Here is a 13,822-nt window from a genome sequence, read left to right on the forward strand (position 1 = left end):
GGCCACTGCTACCCTGGCTCTATCTGACTGATAGGTGATTGGCATGAGTGACCTGCTGGAACGGCTCCGAGGACGCGGCTGGCGGCTGACCGCGCAGCGACGCGTCGTCGCCGAGGTCCTCGACGGGGACCACGTCCACTACACCGCCGACGAAGTGCACGCGCTGGCATCCGACCGACTCCCGGAGATCTCCCGCGCCACCGTCTACAACACCCTGGGCGAGCTGGTCTCGCTCGGCGAGGTGATCGAGGTGAGCACGGACGGCCGCGCCAAGCGCTACGACCCCAACGCCCATCACGACCATCAGCACCTCGTCTGCTCGCAGTGCGGCACGATCCGCGATGTGCACGTCCAGGGCGACCCGCTGTCCGCCCTCCCCGAGCCGGAGCGCTACGGCTTCCAGGTCTCCGAGGTCACCGTGACCTACCGGGGCATCTGCCCCCACTGCAGCGGCACGTCCTGACGCAAGGCCGCGCCTGCCCCGTTCCGGCAGGCCGCGCCGAAACTCCGCCGAGAGCCCGCGCCCGTCCGGCCGCGGGCTCCTTCGCGCGCACCGGGCCCCGGCACCCGCCGGCGAGCCCGTCGACCGTAACGGCCGCAGACACGACGAAGGCCCGGATCCCACGGAATCCGGGCCTTGGCCTGTGAGTAGCGGGGACAGGATTTGAACCTGCGACCTCTGGGTTATGAGCCCAGCGAGCTACCGAGCTGCTCCACCCCGCGTCGTTGTGGCTTTACTCTAACCCCGGCCCGACGACCAGCGCAAATCCCTTTCCCACCGCCCGGGGGCCGGCCCGCGACCCCGGGGCTTGTGGGCCCCGCCCCGCCCGAAACGCGAGTGCGTGCCGTCCCGGACCGGGCCCGGTCCGGGACGGCACGCACTACGCGCTCAGCTCGTCCTGGAGCGCCGCACTCAGCCGCGCCGCGCGCTCCGCCACCTCCGGCGGCCCCAGCTCCACGGCGCGCGCACACCATGCCTGCGCCTCCGCGAGCGCACCGCGCCGGGCGGCGATCAGCGCCAGCCGCAGGGCGGCCCGGCCGTGCCCGGCCTCGGCGGCCCGCTGCCACCACAGGGCCGCCTCGGGGAGGCTGCCCTCCCGGGCCAGCAGCAGCCCGAGGTTGAAGGCGCCGTTGCGGCTGCCGGACTCGGCCGCCGTGCGGTACCACTCCGCGGCCTCGGCCAGCTCGCCACGAGCCGCCGCGAACATGCCAACCCGGACCTGGGCGCGGCGATGGCCCTGCCGGGCGGCCCGCTCGTACCACTGCATGCTCTCGTCGTCCGCCGCCCGCTCGCTGTCGGCCAGCCCCGCACCCGCCGCCGCGGCCCTGCGGTCCAGCAGGTCCGCGAGCCGGAAGGCCGCCTCGGCGCTGCCGCCGCCGGCCGCACAGCGCAGATTGCGTTCCGCGCGCTGGAGCTCGCCGTCCCGCAGCTGGACGATGGCGACCTGCAGCGCCGCCTCCGTGTGCCCGGCCGCGGCCGCTCGCTCGTACCAGGTGTGCGCCATCCGCTCCTCGCCGCGTCCGGCGAAGAGGATGCCGAGGTTGAACGCGGCATCCACACTGCCCGCCTCGGCCGCCTTGGAGAACCACGGCTCGGCTCCCGAGGCGTCGCCGCGCTGGAGCAGCAGGATGGCCAGTGCGTTGGCGGCCTCGCGGTGCCCGGCGTAGGCGGCGCGGCGGTACCACTGCTCGCCGCGCCCGGCCCGGCCCTGCCGGGTGCACAGCAGGCCGATGTTGTACGCCCCGTTGACGTCCCCGGCGTCCAGCGCGACGCGGTACCAGCGCTCGGCGCTCTGCAGCTCACCGCGCTCGGCGTGCAGCGCGCCCAGCGCGTTGGCGGCGTTGCCGTCGCCGTCCTGGGCGGCGCGCCGCCACCACTCCGCGGCGCTCTCCTCGTCGCCGGCGTCGCGCAGCAGGTAGCCCAGCGCACAGGCCGCGCGCGCCTCGCCGTCCTTGGCGGCGGAGAGGTACCAGCGGCCCGCCTCCTGGACGTCGCCGCGGTCCTCCAGGAGCGCGCCCAGCTGCAGCGCCGCCCTGCGGTGGCCGCGCGCGGCGGCCTGGCGGTACCACTGCTCGGCCTCCTCCTGCTGGTTCAGCTCGCCGTAGGCGGTGGCCGCCCGGCGGTCCGCGTCGCGGCCGTCCTCGATCAGCCGGGCGAGGCGGTAGGCGGCCTCGCGGTGGCCCCGCTCGGCGGCGGCCCGGAACCAGCGCTCGGCGCCGATGTCGCCGCGGTGCTCCAGCAGGTCGGCGAGGGCGTACGCGCCCAGGCAGTGACCGGACTCGGCGGACTGGCGCAGCCAGTACTCGGCGGCCGGCTCGTCGCCGCGCTCGCGGTAGTGCCGGCCCAGGGCGTGCGCGGCGGCGGCGGAGCCGGCGACGGCGGCGATCCGCCACCAGCCGGCGGCCTCGTCCCCGTAGCCGCGCTGGTGCAGCAGCACGCCGAGGTTGTTGGCCGCGGCGCGGTCCCCGGCGGCGGCCGCGGAGCGCAGATGCGGCTCGGCGCCGTCGAGGTCACCGCGGCGCAGCAGCATCGCACCGAGTGCGCTCATCGCGGCGGTGTCGCCCGCCTCGGCCGCCCGGCGGTAGCCGGTCTCGGTCACGGCATCGGACGCGTCGGCGGCCTCCGCGGCCTCCATCGCGTCCATCTGCAGCTCGGATTCGCGCCCGTCGTCGGGCGCGTGCACAAACCGGTCCGTCTCCAACAACCTTGCCTTGTCCCCCATAAGACCCATCGTCGCATCACCTGTAACCCGCGTACACCTGGTATACCGCAGCCAGTGAGGTCACTTCAGCGGTTTGTCGACTTCCCGACACGGCGACTTGTCAAACTCAAGCACACAGGTTCCCTACATAGGCCGCGCGACCCGGCCTTCCTCAGGATCGACCCGAACGCATGACGAAGGCCCGGATCCGTTCGGATCCAGGCCTTCGGCTTTCCGTAGCGGGGACAGGATTTGAACCTGCGACCTCTGGGTTATGAGCCCAGCGAGCTACCGAGCTGCTCCACCCCGCGTCGTTGTGCCATCAATCTATCACGGCGCGGGGTCGGCCCCCGCAGTGGCGCGGCCCCGCGGCCACCGGTTGCGCACCGGCGGCCGCGGGGCCCGGGGACCACCGCCAGCGGGTCAGCCGCCCGACTTGCCGCCCTTCTCGGACGCCTTGGCGGCCCGGTCCAGCGCCGCCTTGAGCTTCTTCTGGGCCTCGCCGTAAGCGCCCCAGTCGCCCGCCACGCGCGCCTTCTCGCCTTCCTCGTAGGCCCTCTGGGCGTCGGACAGGGCCTGCTGCACCGTCTGGTTCGACGGCGGCTGCTGGCCGGTGTCCCCGCCGCCCGGCGGCTTCTCCGTACCCGAACTGGGCGCCTTCTTCCCGAAGACCACGTCCAGCGCGTCCTTGAGGGAGTCCTCCAGGACCGGCTTGTTGTCGCCGTAGCTCACCAACACCTTCTTCAGCAGGGGGTAGTTGGTGTTGGCGCCGCGCAGGTACACCGGTTCGACATAGAGCAGTCCGCCGTCCAGCGGGACGGTCAGCAGATTGCCGTACTCGATCTCCGAGTCGCCGAACTTCTTGAGGATGTTGAGCTCGTTGGCGATGACCGGATCGGAGTTGAACTTGGACTGCACCAGCTGCGGACCCGGGACCGGGGTCTGCGCGGGCAGTTTCAGCAGCCTGATCTTGCCGTAGTCGCCGCTGGTCGCATTGGCGTCGACGGCCATGAAGGCGCCGAGGTTGTCCTTCTTGTTCGGCGTGAAGGTCGTCGTCAGCGAGAAGGTCTGGTCCTTCTGATCCGGCATCTTCAAGCTCAGGTAGTACGGCGGTACCGCGTTGCCCGACTTGGTCGTCGGATCGCTGGGGATCTGCCAGCGCTCGGAGCCGGTGTAGAAGGTCCCCGGGTCCGTGACGTGGTACGTGGTCAGCAGCTGGCGCTGCACCTTGAAGAGGTCCTGCGGGTAGCGCAGGTGCTCCTTGAGCGACGGGCTGATGGCGCTCTTCTTCTCGACCGTGCCGGGGAAGGCGTTCATCCAGGTCTTGAGGACCGGGTCCTTCTCGTCCCACTGGTAGAGCTTGACCGAGCCGTCGTAGGCGTCGACCGTCGCCTTGACGGAGTTGCGGATGTAGTTGACCTGGTTCTGCTGGGCCACCACCGCGCGCTGCCCGTCGGTGAGCGAGTCGGCCGTGGTGTCCCCGAGCGTGGTGCGCGAGGCGTACGGGTAGCCGTTGCTGGTGGTGTAGGCGTCCACGATCCACTTGATCCGGCCGTCGATGACCGCCGGATAGGCGTCGCCGTCGATGGTCAGCCAGGGGGCGACGGACTCGACGCGCTCCTTGGGCGTGCGGTTGTACAGGATCCGCGAGCCGTCGCCGATCGCGCCGGAGTACAGGATCTGCGGCTCCCCGAACGCCACCGCGTACGCGGCGCGGTTGATCGGGTTGGCGAGGTTGACCCCGCTGTCGCCCTGGTAGCTGTAGCTCTTCTCGCCCTTGTCGTCGGAGTAGTCCAGCTCCTTCTGCGGACCGCCGACGATGGAGTACTGCGTGGTCTTCTCGCCGTAGTACACCCGCTGCTCATGCTGGGGGAGCTGCCCCTTGGCGGGCAGATCCGACTGGGTGTACTTCGGACCGCCGCCGTCGGCGGCCTCGGTGCCCTTGGCGGCGACCGCGCCGTAGCCGTGGGTGTACTTGAAGTGGTCGTTGATCCAGTTGCGCTCGGGGATGCCGGCGATGTTCAGCTCGCGCAGACCGATGACGGTGTCCTGCTCGGCGCCGTCCGCGTCCTTGTACCGGTCGACGTCGAGGGTGGAGGGGAACTGGTAGTACGCCCGCACCTGCTGCTGTTGCTGGAAGGCCGGCGAGACCACGTTCGGGTCCAGCAGCCGCATGCTGGCGGTGGTGTCGGCGTTGTCACGCAGCCGCTGGCCGTCCTCCTTGCCGGTGGGCTTGTAGTCGCCCTTGTACGGCGTGACCTCGGCGTCCTGGATGTCGTACGCGTCCCGGGTCGCCTTGATGTTCTGCTTGATGTACGGCGCTTCCTTGGCCTGCTCGTTCGGCTGGACCTGGAACTTCTGCACGATGGCCGGATACAGCCCGCCGATCAGGACCGCCGAGAGCACCATCAGGCCGAAGCCGATCACCGGCAGCTGCCAGGTGCGCCGCCAGAGCGTCGCGAAGAACAGCACCGCGCAGATCGCCGCGATGAAGAACAGGATGGTCTTCGCCGGGAGGTAGGCGTTGGCGTCCACATAGCGCATGCCCGCCCAGTTCTCGGCCGACTTCAGGCCGCTGGACTTCACCGCGAGTCCGTACCGGTCGAGCCAGTACGCGATCGCCTTGAGCGAGACGAAGAGGCCCAGCAGCACCGACAGATGGCCGGTGGCCGCGGCCGTCGCCCGCGAACCGGGGCTGGTCAGCCGCAGTCCGCCGTAGAGGTAGTGCGTCAGCGCGGCGGCCACCAGGCACAGCACCGCGCAGGCGAAGCCGAAGCTCAGCAGAAAGCGGTACCAGGGCAGGTCGAACGCGTAGAAGGAGACGTCCATGCCGAACTGCGGGTCCGTCTTGCCGAACGGGACGCCGTTGACCCACTGCAGCCACGTGCGCCACTCACCGGACGCGGAGGCGCCGGCGATCAGGCCGACCACCGCCGTGATGGCGATCAGCGCCCACTTCTTGAAGGGCGCGATGCTCATCCGATAGCGGTCCAGGCTCTGCTGCTCCATGGACATCGCGCTCAGCGGCGGCCGCAGGCGGTGCGCCAGCCAGACGTTGAAGCCGACGGCCACGGCCATCAGGACACCGAAGACGACGAAGAGGCCGACCTTCGTCGTCAGGGTGGTGGTGAAGACCGAGGAGTACTTGACCGAGCGATACCACAGCCAATCGGTCCAAAACCCCGCAAACATCACGAAGAGCATGGCCAGCACGGCCAGCACACCCAATGTCATGAGCAGGGTCCGGATCCGCCGCGATGGTCGGCCGACTCTGATCCGTGGCCCTGTGGGGCCTCCGCCGCGGTCCGGCATCTGGAAAGCCAAGGTGCGCACCTCGAAGTTCGCTGTCGTGTGGAGCAGGCCCGGCGATAGTAGGACCCACTGATGCAACTTACGAAGGCTTTACTCGGTTCCCGATTTCCGGGGTGGACAAGGCACGATGTTGAGCATGACCAACCTCCCCGTTGACGGCACCCCGCTCGCCGCCGACCCGCTGACCCGCGCGGTGCTCGAAATCGATGAGTACAGCGCCGGGCTCGGCTGGGATCAGCCCGCCCGACTGTTCGCCCTCGTCGACACCGCCAAGCTGCGCGCGCAGGAGCCCTCGCTCGCCGCCCAGCTCGGCATCGACGACTCCACCACCGCTTCCCTGACCCCCGTGGAACAGGACGAGATCCCGGCCGGTGTGCCGCTCGACGAGTTCCTGGGCACCATCGCCTGGCCGGACGCCGTCACCGGCTGTGCGCTGACCGTGGAGCGGCTGATGCTGCCGCCGTCCGCCGAGGACTCCGAGCCCGAGGGCATGGACGAGGCGCAGCTCGCCAAGTGGGTCGCCCAGCACCCGGACCGCCAGGAGGTCCGGATGACGGTGGCCGTGCTGCGCGACGGCTCCCGCGAATCGGCGCTGCGCCTGCGCGAGAAGGACTCCACCGCAGAGGTCCTCACCGGCTCGGCGCTCGTACCGGGCCTCGCCGACGCGCTCGCCGCGACCTTCGAGGCCTGACGCGACGGCGCACCACGGCCCTGGGGGCGTCTTCCACGGGAGCGCCCCGTGAGGAAGTCCTCCCCAGGGAAGGCTTCCTAGGACCGGCCTGCCGGGCTGCAGCTCGGCAGGCCGGCGAGGTCGCCCTTGCGGATCTTCTCCAGCGCCTTGACGGCGTCGCCTATCGTGTCGACCTTGACCAGGCGCAGCCCGCTCGGGGTGTCCTTGGCGGCGGTGGCGCAGTTGTCCTTCGGCGTCAGGAAGAACTCCGCGCCCTTGTCGCGCGCGCCGACCGTCTTCATCGAAATGCCGCCGATCGGGCCGACCTTGCCCTTGTCGTCGATCGTGCCCGTACCGGCCACGAACCTGCCGCCGGTCATGTTCCCGGGCGTGAGCTTGTCGACGATGCCGAGCGCGAACATCAGCCCGGCGCTCGGGCCGCCGACGTCGGCCAGCTTGATGTCGATGGGGAACGGGAAGATGTGGTCCACGCCGGCCTGGATGCCCACGATGGCGCGGCCGTCGTCCGCCTTCTGGGTCGTGATCGAGATCTGCTGCGCGCCGGTCTCGGGCCTCTTGCCCCGCTTCTCGGCCGCGGCCGCCTCCTTGGCGGGGATGATCGTGAAGACGACCTTCTCACCGGGCTCGTGCTTGGTGACGAGCTTGGCGACATCGCCGGCCTGCCTGACCTCCGTGCCGTCCACCGCCTTGATCACATCGCCCGCGTGCAACCGCCCGTCGGCCGGCTTGTCCTTGACGACGGAGCCGACGACGGTCTGCGTGCCGACCGGCACGTGCAGCTGCTGGAGCGCGGCGACCTTGGCGCTCTCCTGGGACTGGCTGAACTCCTCGGCGTTCTCCTGGTCGGCCTGCTCGGCCGTCTGCCCCTCGGGGTAGAGCGTCTTGTGCGGCACCACGGCGCTGTCGTGGTCGAGCCAGCCGTAGAGCGCCTCGAAGAGGTTCATGGTGTAGTCGGGGCCGGTGACCCGGACCGTGGTCATGTTCAGATGACCGGTCGTCGGATAGGTCTTGCGCTCGGAGATCTGCAGCACCGGCTCGCCGTCGTGATCGCCGAGGGTGTTCACCGTCGGTCCCGGAGACATCTCCGCGTACGGCACGGGGAACAGCACCCCCGCGCAGAGCAGCGCGATCAGCATCAGGAACGAGGCGAGCAGCGTCGCGGTGCGGCGTGGCATGGAACGACAGTACGGGACGGGTATGACAACCGGCCCGCGGGGCCGTCCGTCCGGGATCGAACACCTGTCCGTCTGTAGACGCGGACCGGCAGCCCCGATTGCTACTGCGTAGGGAGGACGGCGCTCAGACCGAGTCGGAGCCGGCCGGGGCCGGCTCGGAAGCGGAATGCTCCTTCTCCATCGCGTCACGGAACCGGGCGTAGCCCGCCAGCTCCGCCACATCGCCGGATTTGCGGTGACGCAGGGCCCATGTGCTCCACAGTGCGGCGACCAGCCCGGCACCAACCGGAATCAGCAACCACAGGAGCGCACCCATCAGCGACCTCCCAACCCCTTGCACGACCGCAATCGACGAATAAGCAGATTAACCATCTGCCAGGTCAACGCTCACGCCAGGGGGCGGGTTACGCAACCGGAACGCGCGACACCGGTTCGGCCCCGCGTTCGAGTACTGCCACCTCAGGGCCAAGGGCCGCCGCCCCCGTACTTAGGAGGCTCCTACCCACTCCTCGGTTCCATCCACGAACATCTGGTGCTTCCAGATCGGGACCTCGTGCTTGAGGTCGTCGATCAGCCTGCGGCAGGCCTCGAACGCCTCGCCCCGGTGGGGGCAGGACACCGCCGCGACCACTGCCAGGTCGCCGATGCTCAGGTCGCCCACCCGGTGAACGGCGGCCAGTGCCCGCACCGGGTACTCGGCGACGACCTTCTCGGCGATCCGGCGCATCTCCGCCACGGCGGTCGGGTGCGCGGAGTACCCGAGGCGCTCGACGTCGGCGCCGTTGTCGTGCGAGCGGACCGTGCCGACGAACAGGGCCGTGCCGCCGGCGGCCGCGTCCCCCACGGCCGTGAAGACCTCGTCCAGCGACAGCGCGGTGTCGCGGATATCCAGGAGCCGGATCGGATCCGCCGCGGCCCGCTCACCAGGGTGGTCGCGGCCGGGCGTCGAAGAGGAGGGCGTGCCAGACATACCTCCATCGTGCCGTAACCGCGGGGAGGCTGGGAATGGCGGTTTCCGCCGGGCGTCCCGGCCGCCGTATGGAGACTCCTCCAGGCCGGCGGCCTTCCGCCGCTCAGATGCGCCGGCGGGCCTTGCGGGCGCGCCGCACCAGCGCGGCCGTTCCCAGGAGCGCGACGGTGGCCCCGGCGGCACCCGCGGCGGTGGCGTCCTTGCGGCCCAGCCGGCGGCCGGCGACGGTGTGCCGTCCGGCGACCTCCTCCAGCAGCTCGGCGAGCACCTCCTCGTTCGTCCACCGGGGCCGCCAGCCCGCGTCGTGCAGCCGGCTGCCGCTGACCACCCAGGGGTGCATCGTGTAGGCGAGGTCCCCCGCGGGCGACGGCGTCAGGCCGATGCGGTGCAGCCGGGCGGCGGCCCCCAGGGCCACCGAGGACGGCAGCTCCATCCGCCGGATACCGGACAGCTCCTCGACCTCCTCCTGCTCCAGCCAGCCGTCGCAGCCCACCGCCAGCTCGCCGTCGACCTTCTCCAGGGCCGCGTACTCCAGGGCGCCGACCAGGTCGTCGACATGGCAGAACTGCCAGGCGGGACGGGATCCGGCGACGACCAGGAGGCGGGGCGACTCGAAGTAGCGGGTCAGCGCGGTGTCGGTGCCGCCCACCAGGACGGCGGGGCGCAGCACGGTGACGTTCAGGCCCGGGTGCGCGCGGGGCGCACGGCGCGCCAGGTGCTCGATCTCCAGGAGGTCGCCGACGCCGGTGGCGTCCGCGGTGGCCCGCAGCTCGGCGTCCTCGGCCAGCGGAACATCGTTGTCGGGCAGCGCCCCGTAGACCATGGCGGAGGTGCACAGCACCACCCGGTGGACACCGGCGGCCGCGGCGGCGGTGAGCACGGTCTGGGTGCCGCGCACGTTGTAGGCGGTGCGCGCGGTGTCGTCGGTCCCCAGGTCGAGGTCGAGCGCCAGGTGGACCACGACGTCCGCGCCGCGCAGCTTGTCGGCGATCGCGGGGTCGCGCACGTCCAGGACGTGCCAGTGCGCCTCGGCAACGTCGCCGCGCCGCTCGTCGATGGCCACCACCTGCTTGACCTCGTCGGAGGCGACCAGGGCGCGGGTGAGCTGCGCGCCGACTCCGGAGGCGGCTCCGGTGACGGCGACGACGGGCCGGCGCAGCGGTCGGTCGGGGGCACCGCCTGCTGTGTCGCCTGCCTTTTCGGTCTGGGCCGCAGCGTTTCGCGCTGCGCGAACGGTCGGATCTGGGGAACTCACCGGGCGTCTCCAGCGGTTGTCTTCAGTGCGGACGCGTGCAGCACGCGTCCGCACCAGGTGGCTCCATCCTGCCGCAGCCACCGGGACAGCGAAGCACCGAGCCCCGAAGCGGTCCAGGTGTCTACGCTGGAGGTGATGTCGGGCAGCCGCCGTCGGCCACCTGGTCGGCGGCCCTACGAGCCGAGGAAACCCGTGAGTGACACCCCATTTGGATTCGGCCTTCCGCCGGAGGAGCCGGAGGACGGCGACAACGGCAAGAAGAAGGGCGGCCAGGGAGGTAGCCAGGGCCCCGCGGACCCGTTCGGGTTCGGCGGCGGGAGCGGCGGCGCGGACAATCCGTTCGCGGCGCTCTTCGGCGGCATGGGCGGCCCCGGCGGCGAAATGAACCCTGGCGATCTGGGAGCCGCCTTCCAGAAGCTCGGCCAGATGCTCTCGTACGAGGGCGGCCCGGTGAACTGGGACATGGCCAAGGACATCGCGCGGCAGACCGTCGCGCAGGGCGCCGAGAACGGCAGCAAGGACGCGAGCCTGTCGCCGGGCGAGCGCTCGGCCGTGGAGGAGGCCGTGCGGCTGGCGGATCTGTGGCTGGACGGTGTCACGTCGCTGCCGTCGGGCTCCGGCTCGGTGGTGGCCTGGAGCCGCGCCGAGTGGGTCGAGGAGACCCTGCCGGTGTGGAAGGACCTGGTCAATCCGCTCGCCGAGCGCGTCGGGTCGGCCATGGGCGACGTACTGCCCGGGGAGATGCAGGCCATGGCGGGCCCGCTGCTCGGGATGATGCGCTCCATGGGCGGTGCGATGTTCGGCACCCAGATCGGCCAGGCGCTGGGCGTCCTGGCCGGTGAGGTCGTCGGATCGACGGACATCGGGCTGCCGCTGGGGCCGGCCGGCAAGGCCGCGCTGCTCCCGGTGAACATCGCCACGTTCGGCGAGGGCCTGGGTGTGCCGGCGGAGGAGGTGCGGCTGTATCTGGCCCTGCGCGAGGCCGCCCACCAGCGGCTCTTCGCCCATGTGCCGTGGCTGCGCTCGCATCTGTTCGGTGCCGTCGAGGGCTATGCGCGGGGCATCAAGGTCGACACGACCAAGCTGGAGGACGTGGTCGGCCAGATCGACCCGCAGCATCCGGAGGAGCTGCAGAACGCACTGCAGCAGGGCATGTTCCAGCCCGAGGACACCCCGGAGCAGAAGGCCGCGCTGGCCCGGCTGGAGACCGCGCTGGCGCTCGTCGAGGGCTGGGTGGACGCAGTGGTGCACGCCGCCGCCAAGCCGCATCTGCCCTCGGCGGACAAGCTGCGGGAGACGCTGCGGCGGCGCCGGGCCAGCGGTGGTCCGGCCGAGCAGACGTTCTCGACCCTGATCGGGCTCCAGCTGCGGCCGCGGCGGCTGCGGGACGCCTCGCGGCTGTGGGCGTCGCTCACGGACGCCCGGGGCCTGGACGGCCGCGACGGCCTGTGGGAGCACCCGGACATGCTGCCGACAGCGGCCGATCTGGACGATCCGGACGGGTTTGTGCACCACGAGCAGCCGGACTTCTCCGAGCTCGACAAGATGCTCGGCGAGGCCGCGAGCGGCGGCCGGACGGATCTGGGCAAGCCCTCCCAGGAGGGCGACGGCCCCGATGCGGCGCCGGGCGAGGGCAAGGGTGACGACGGCAAGTGAGTCTGCACGCGGATGCGGCGCGGGTGCTCAAGGAGTGGCCCGCGCCGTCGCCCGATCAGGAGCGGCTGCGGCTGGCGTATCTGGATCACCTCGCTGCCTATCAGGACGGCATGTGGAAGCCCTGCAAGGACGGGCATCTCACGGCGAGCGCGCTGGTGATCGACCCGGCCGGCGGCCGGGTGCTGCTCACCCTGCACCGCAAGCTGGAGATGTGGCTGCAGATGGGCGGCCACTGCGAGCCCGAGGACGCCTCGCTGGCGGACGCGGCGCTGCGTGAGGCGCGCGAGGAGTCGGGCATCGCCCAGGGGCTGACCCTGCTGCCCGGAGGCCCGGTGCGGCTGGATCGCCATCAGACGCCCTGCGCGGTGCATCTGGACGTCCAGTACGCGGCGCTGGCGCCCGAGGGCGCGGTGGCGGCGATCAGCGACGAGTCGCTGGACCTGCGCTGGTTCGCCTACGACGAGGTGCCCGGCGTCGCCGATGCCTCGGTGGCACGCCTGGTGGAGCGCGTCCGCGCGCTGCTGTAGACGACGGCGACCGCATCCGGCGCCCACCCGCTGCGAGGCGGGCGGGCGCCGGATGGGCTTCGGCGGCGGGTCAGTTGGTGAAGATGTTGCCCTGGTTCTGTCCCCGGGCGCCCTGCTGGCCCATGCCGAACTGGGCCGCCATACCGGAGCCGATGACGGCGTTCTGCGGTGGCAGCAGCTCGCTGGGCTGGACCAGCGCATAGCCCTGGCCCAGGAAGCTCAGCTCCCAGCCCTCGCCGGTGTTGCCACGCCGCCGCCACACTCCGGAGGAGTGGGTCTGCGCCTGCATCTGCACCCGCAGCGAGGCGGACCAGGCGACCACCGCGTCGGCGTCGGCGTTGACGTACTTGTCCGGCGTGACCTGCAGCATCAGCGGCTCACCCGAGGTCATCAGGGCGACCTTGCCCTGCCCGGAGATGTTGAGCTGGTACTTGCCGGTGCCGGAGATGCCGTACTGGCTGTCGACGGAGACGGCCTCCCAGTGGAGCCCGGAGTCCAGCGCCAGGACATAGCTGCTGTCGACGGTCAGACCGTCGTGGTCGACGTCGACGACATGGACGTACTGGGCGAGGTTGGCCAGATAGACCGTGCCCTGCCCGGAGACGCGCATCAGGTCGAGGCCCTCGCCGGAGTAGGCGCGGGTGCGCTGCTGCCCGGGCGTCTGGTAGGTGCCGTCGAATTCGAGCAGCCCCTGGTAGGCGACCATCGACCCCTTGCGGGCCAGGACGTCCTCGTGGCCCTGGAGGGCGACGCGCAGCAGCTGGTTGTTCTGCAGGGCGTAGCGGTCCTGGGTCTGTGCCTCGGTGAAGGCGAAAAGCGGACTCTGCATGGCGTGTTCGGTCCTCCCCCTCAGCCCCGGGCCCGGAGCCGGTCGGTGCTGTCCTCGCTGGGCTGGACGACGACGAACCCCTGGCCGGAGAAGCCGAGTTGGTACGCCTCGCCGCTGCCGCGCCCGATCATCGAGGACGCCTTGAAGCTGCGCTTGCCCTTCATCTTCAGATGGGTCGACCAGGCGACCAGGGCGTCCGGGTCCACATACGTCTCGTCCTCGCCGCGGCCGCAGTCGACGACGATGGGCGTGCCCCGGGAGGTCAGCGCGACCCAGCCGGTGCCGGAGATCCCGACGTTGAAGAGTCCCTGGCCGGCGAACTTCGCCATGCCCTTGACGCGCTGCACGCCCCACTGGAGGTGCGCGTCGAAGGCGAGGAGGTTGGTGCCGTTGACGGAGAGCGAGTCGCCGTTGAGGTTGATGCAGACCACGTCGGCGCCGTAGTCGGCCAGATAGAGCAGGCCGTCGCCGGAGCACTTCATCAGGGGCGCGCCCTCGCCGGTGAGCCACTGGGAGGCCATCTGGCGGACGGCGGGCGGGTTCGGCTCGTACTGGACGAAGCCCTCGTAGGCGACCATCGAGCCGGTGCGGGCGAAGACGTCCTGGCCGCTCTGCATGGCAATCTTCACCATGGCGCTGCCGTGGTTCTCCATACGGGCGGCGGGCGGGGTCGGGACGTAGCCCGACAGCTGCTGTTGGTTCATG

At 71.1% G+C, this 13,822-nt stretch carries 12 protein-coding genes and 2 tRNA genes; 4 read left to right on the plus strand and 10 right to left on the minus strand.

Going from position 1 to position 13,822, the window contains the following annotated elements; genetic code table 11:
- The first annotated feature begins 43 nt into the window (after positions 1-43).
- Entirely contained in the window at positions 44-463 is a 420-nt protein-coding gene (locus ACZ4NB_RS09950) for a Fur family transcriptional regulator (protein ID WP_393489027.1), read from the plus strand.
- A gap of 186 nt (positions 464-649) precedes the next feature.
- Here the strand turns inward: ACZ4NB_RS09950 and ACZ4NB_RS09955 are convergent.
- From ACZ4NB_RS09955 to ACZ4NB_RS09970, 4 genes are all read right to left on the minus strand, one after another.
- Positions 650-723: transfer RNA gene (locus ACZ4NB_RS09955), tRNA-Met, on the minus strand.
- A 158-nt stretch (positions 724-881) separates the two neighbouring features.
- Complete coding sequence (locus ACZ4NB_RS09960) at positions 882-2,732, minus strand: sel1 repeat family protein (protein ID WP_467659875.1); 1,851 nt, start codon at positions 2,730-2,732, stop codon at positions 882-884.
- A gap of 207 nt (positions 2,733-2,939) precedes the next feature.
- Positions 2,940-3,013, minus strand: a tRNA-Met gene (locus ACZ4NB_RS09965).
- 112 nt (positions 3,014-3,125) lie between these two features.
- Positions 3,126-5,936 carry a UPF0182 family membrane protein gene (locus tag ACZ4NB_RS09970; RefSeq protein ID WP_467659877.1) on the minus strand — a complete coding sequence of 937 codons (2,811 nt, stop codon included), beginning with the start codon at positions 5,934-5,936 and terminating at the stop codon, positions 3,126-3,128.
- A 214-nt stretch (positions 5,937-6,150) separates the two neighbouring features.
- Here ACZ4NB_RS09970 and ACZ4NB_RS09975 point away from each other — a divergent pair, with 214 nt between their 5' ends.
- The gene (locus ACZ4NB_RS09975; protein ID WP_467659879.1) at positions 6,151-6,705 is read left to right on the plus strand and encodes a PPA1309 family protein; all 555 of its coding nucleotides are present in this window, start codon (positions 6,151-6,153) and stop codon (positions 6,703-6,705) included.
- A gap of 77 nt (positions 6,706-6,782) precedes the next feature.
- Here ACZ4NB_RS09975 and ACZ4NB_RS09980 read toward each other — a convergent pair whose 3' ends face one another.
- The 4 genes from ACZ4NB_RS09980 to ACZ4NB_RS09995 all read right to left on the minus strand — a co-directional run bounded on the left by ACZ4NB_RS09980 (position 6,783) and on the right by ACZ4NB_RS09995 (position 10,105).
- The gene (locus ACZ4NB_RS09980) at positions 6,783-7,880 is read right to left on the minus strand and encodes a YlbL family protein (protein WP_467659880.1); all 1,098 of its coding nucleotides are present in this window, start codon (positions 7,878-7,880) and stop codon (positions 6,783-6,785) included.
- 124 nt (positions 7,881-8,004) lie between these two features.
- The gene (locus ACZ4NB_RS09985; RefSeq protein ID WP_467659882.1) at positions 8,005-8,196 is read right to left on the minus strand and encodes a hypothetical protein; all 192 of its coding nucleotides are present in this window, start codon (positions 8,194-8,196) and stop codon (positions 8,005-8,007) included.
- Positions 8,197-8,367: 171 nt separating this feature from the next.
- On the minus strand, positions 8,368-8,850 hold the full coding sequence (locus tag ACZ4NB_RS09990; protein WP_467659884.1) for a molybdenum cofactor biosynthesis protein MoaE: 483 nt from the start codon (positions 8,848-8,850) through the stop codon (positions 8,368-8,370).
- A 103-nt stretch (positions 8,851-8,953) separates the two neighbouring features.
- Positions 8,954-10,105 (minus strand): SDR family oxidoreductase, encoded by a 1,152-nt coding sequence (locus ACZ4NB_RS09995; protein ID WP_467659886.1) that lies wholly within the window; start codon positions 10,103-10,105, stop codon positions 8,954-8,956.
- 192 nt (positions 10,106-10,297) lie between these two features.
- Here ACZ4NB_RS09995 and ACZ4NB_RS10000 point away from each other — a divergent pair, with 192 nt between their 5' ends.
- Together ACZ4NB_RS10000 and ACZ4NB_RS10005 are read left to right on the plus strand one after the other, a co-directional pair.
- Positions 10,298-11,761, plus strand: coding sequence for a zinc-dependent metalloprotease (locus ACZ4NB_RS10000; RefSeq protein ID WP_467659887.1), 1,464 nt, complete (start codon positions 10,298-10,300; stop codon positions 11,759-11,761).
- Entirely contained in the window at positions 11,758-12,288 is a 531-nt protein-coding gene (locus ACZ4NB_RS10005) for an NUDIX hydrolase (protein ID WP_467659888.1), read from the plus strand. Before ACZ4NB_RS10000 ends, ACZ4NB_RS10005 begins: the two co-directional genes overlap by 4 nt.
- A gap of 70 nt (positions 12,289-12,358) precedes the next feature.
- On the opposite strand, the gene ACZ4NB_RS10010 is transcribed toward ACZ4NB_RS10005, so the two are convergent.
- Positions 12,359-13,117, minus strand: coding sequence for an AIM24 family protein (locus tag ACZ4NB_RS10010; protein ID WP_384439150.1), 759 nt, complete (start codon positions 13,115-13,117; stop codon positions 12,359-12,361).
- 20 nt (positions 13,118-13,137) lie between these two features.
- The gene (locus ACZ4NB_RS10015) at positions 13,138-13,821 is read right to left on the minus strand and encodes an AIM24 family protein (RefSeq protein ID WP_384439147.1); all 684 of its coding nucleotides are present in this window, start codon (positions 13,819-13,821) and stop codon (positions 13,138-13,140) included.
- Between the last annotated feature and the right edge of the window lies 1 nt (position 13,822).

The sequence above is a fragment of the Streptomyces sp. NPDC026575 genome (assembly GCF_055567415.1).

Excerpts from the sequence above, each read along its gene's own strand:
- ACZ4NB_RS09950 (WP_393489027.1), top strand. The coding sequence starts at position 44 with ATGAGTGACCTGCTGGAACGGCTCCGAGGACGCGGCTGGCGGCTGACC.
- ACZ4NB_RS10010 (WP_384439150.1), bottom strand. The coding sequence starts at position 13,117 with ATGCAGAGTCCGCTTTTCGCCTTCACCGAGGCACAGACCCAGGACCGC.
- ACZ4NB_RS10015 (WP_384439147.1), bottom strand. The coding sequence starts at position 13,821 with ATGAACCAACAGCAGCTGTCGGGCTACGTCCCGACCCCGCCCGCCGCC.
- ACZ4NB_RS09980 (WP_467659880.1), bottom strand. The coding sequence starts at position 7,880 with ATGCCACGCCGCACCGCGACGCTGCTCGCCTCGTTCCTGATGCTGATC.
- ACZ4NB_RS09975 (WP_467659879.1), top strand. The coding sequence starts at position 6,151 with ATGACCAACCTCCCCGTTGACGGCACCCCGCTCGCCGCCGACCCGCTG.
- ACZ4NB_RS09990 (WP_467659884.1), bottom strand. The coding sequence starts at position 8,850 with ATGTCTGGCACGCCCTCCTCTTCGACGCCCGGCCGCGACCACCCTGGT.
- ACZ4NB_RS09970 (WP_467659877.1), bottom strand. The coding sequence starts at position 5,936 with ATGACATTGGGTGTGCTGGCCGTGCTGGCCATGCTCTTCGTGATGTTT.
- ACZ4NB_RS09985 (WP_467659882.1), bottom strand. The coding sequence starts at position 8,196 with ATGGGTGCGCTCCTGTGGTTGCTGATTCCGGTTGGTGCCGGGCTGGTC.
- ACZ4NB_RS09960 (WP_467659875.1), bottom strand. The coding sequence starts at position 2,732 with ATGGGTCTTATGGGGGACAAGGCAAGGTTGTTGGAGACGGACCGGTTT.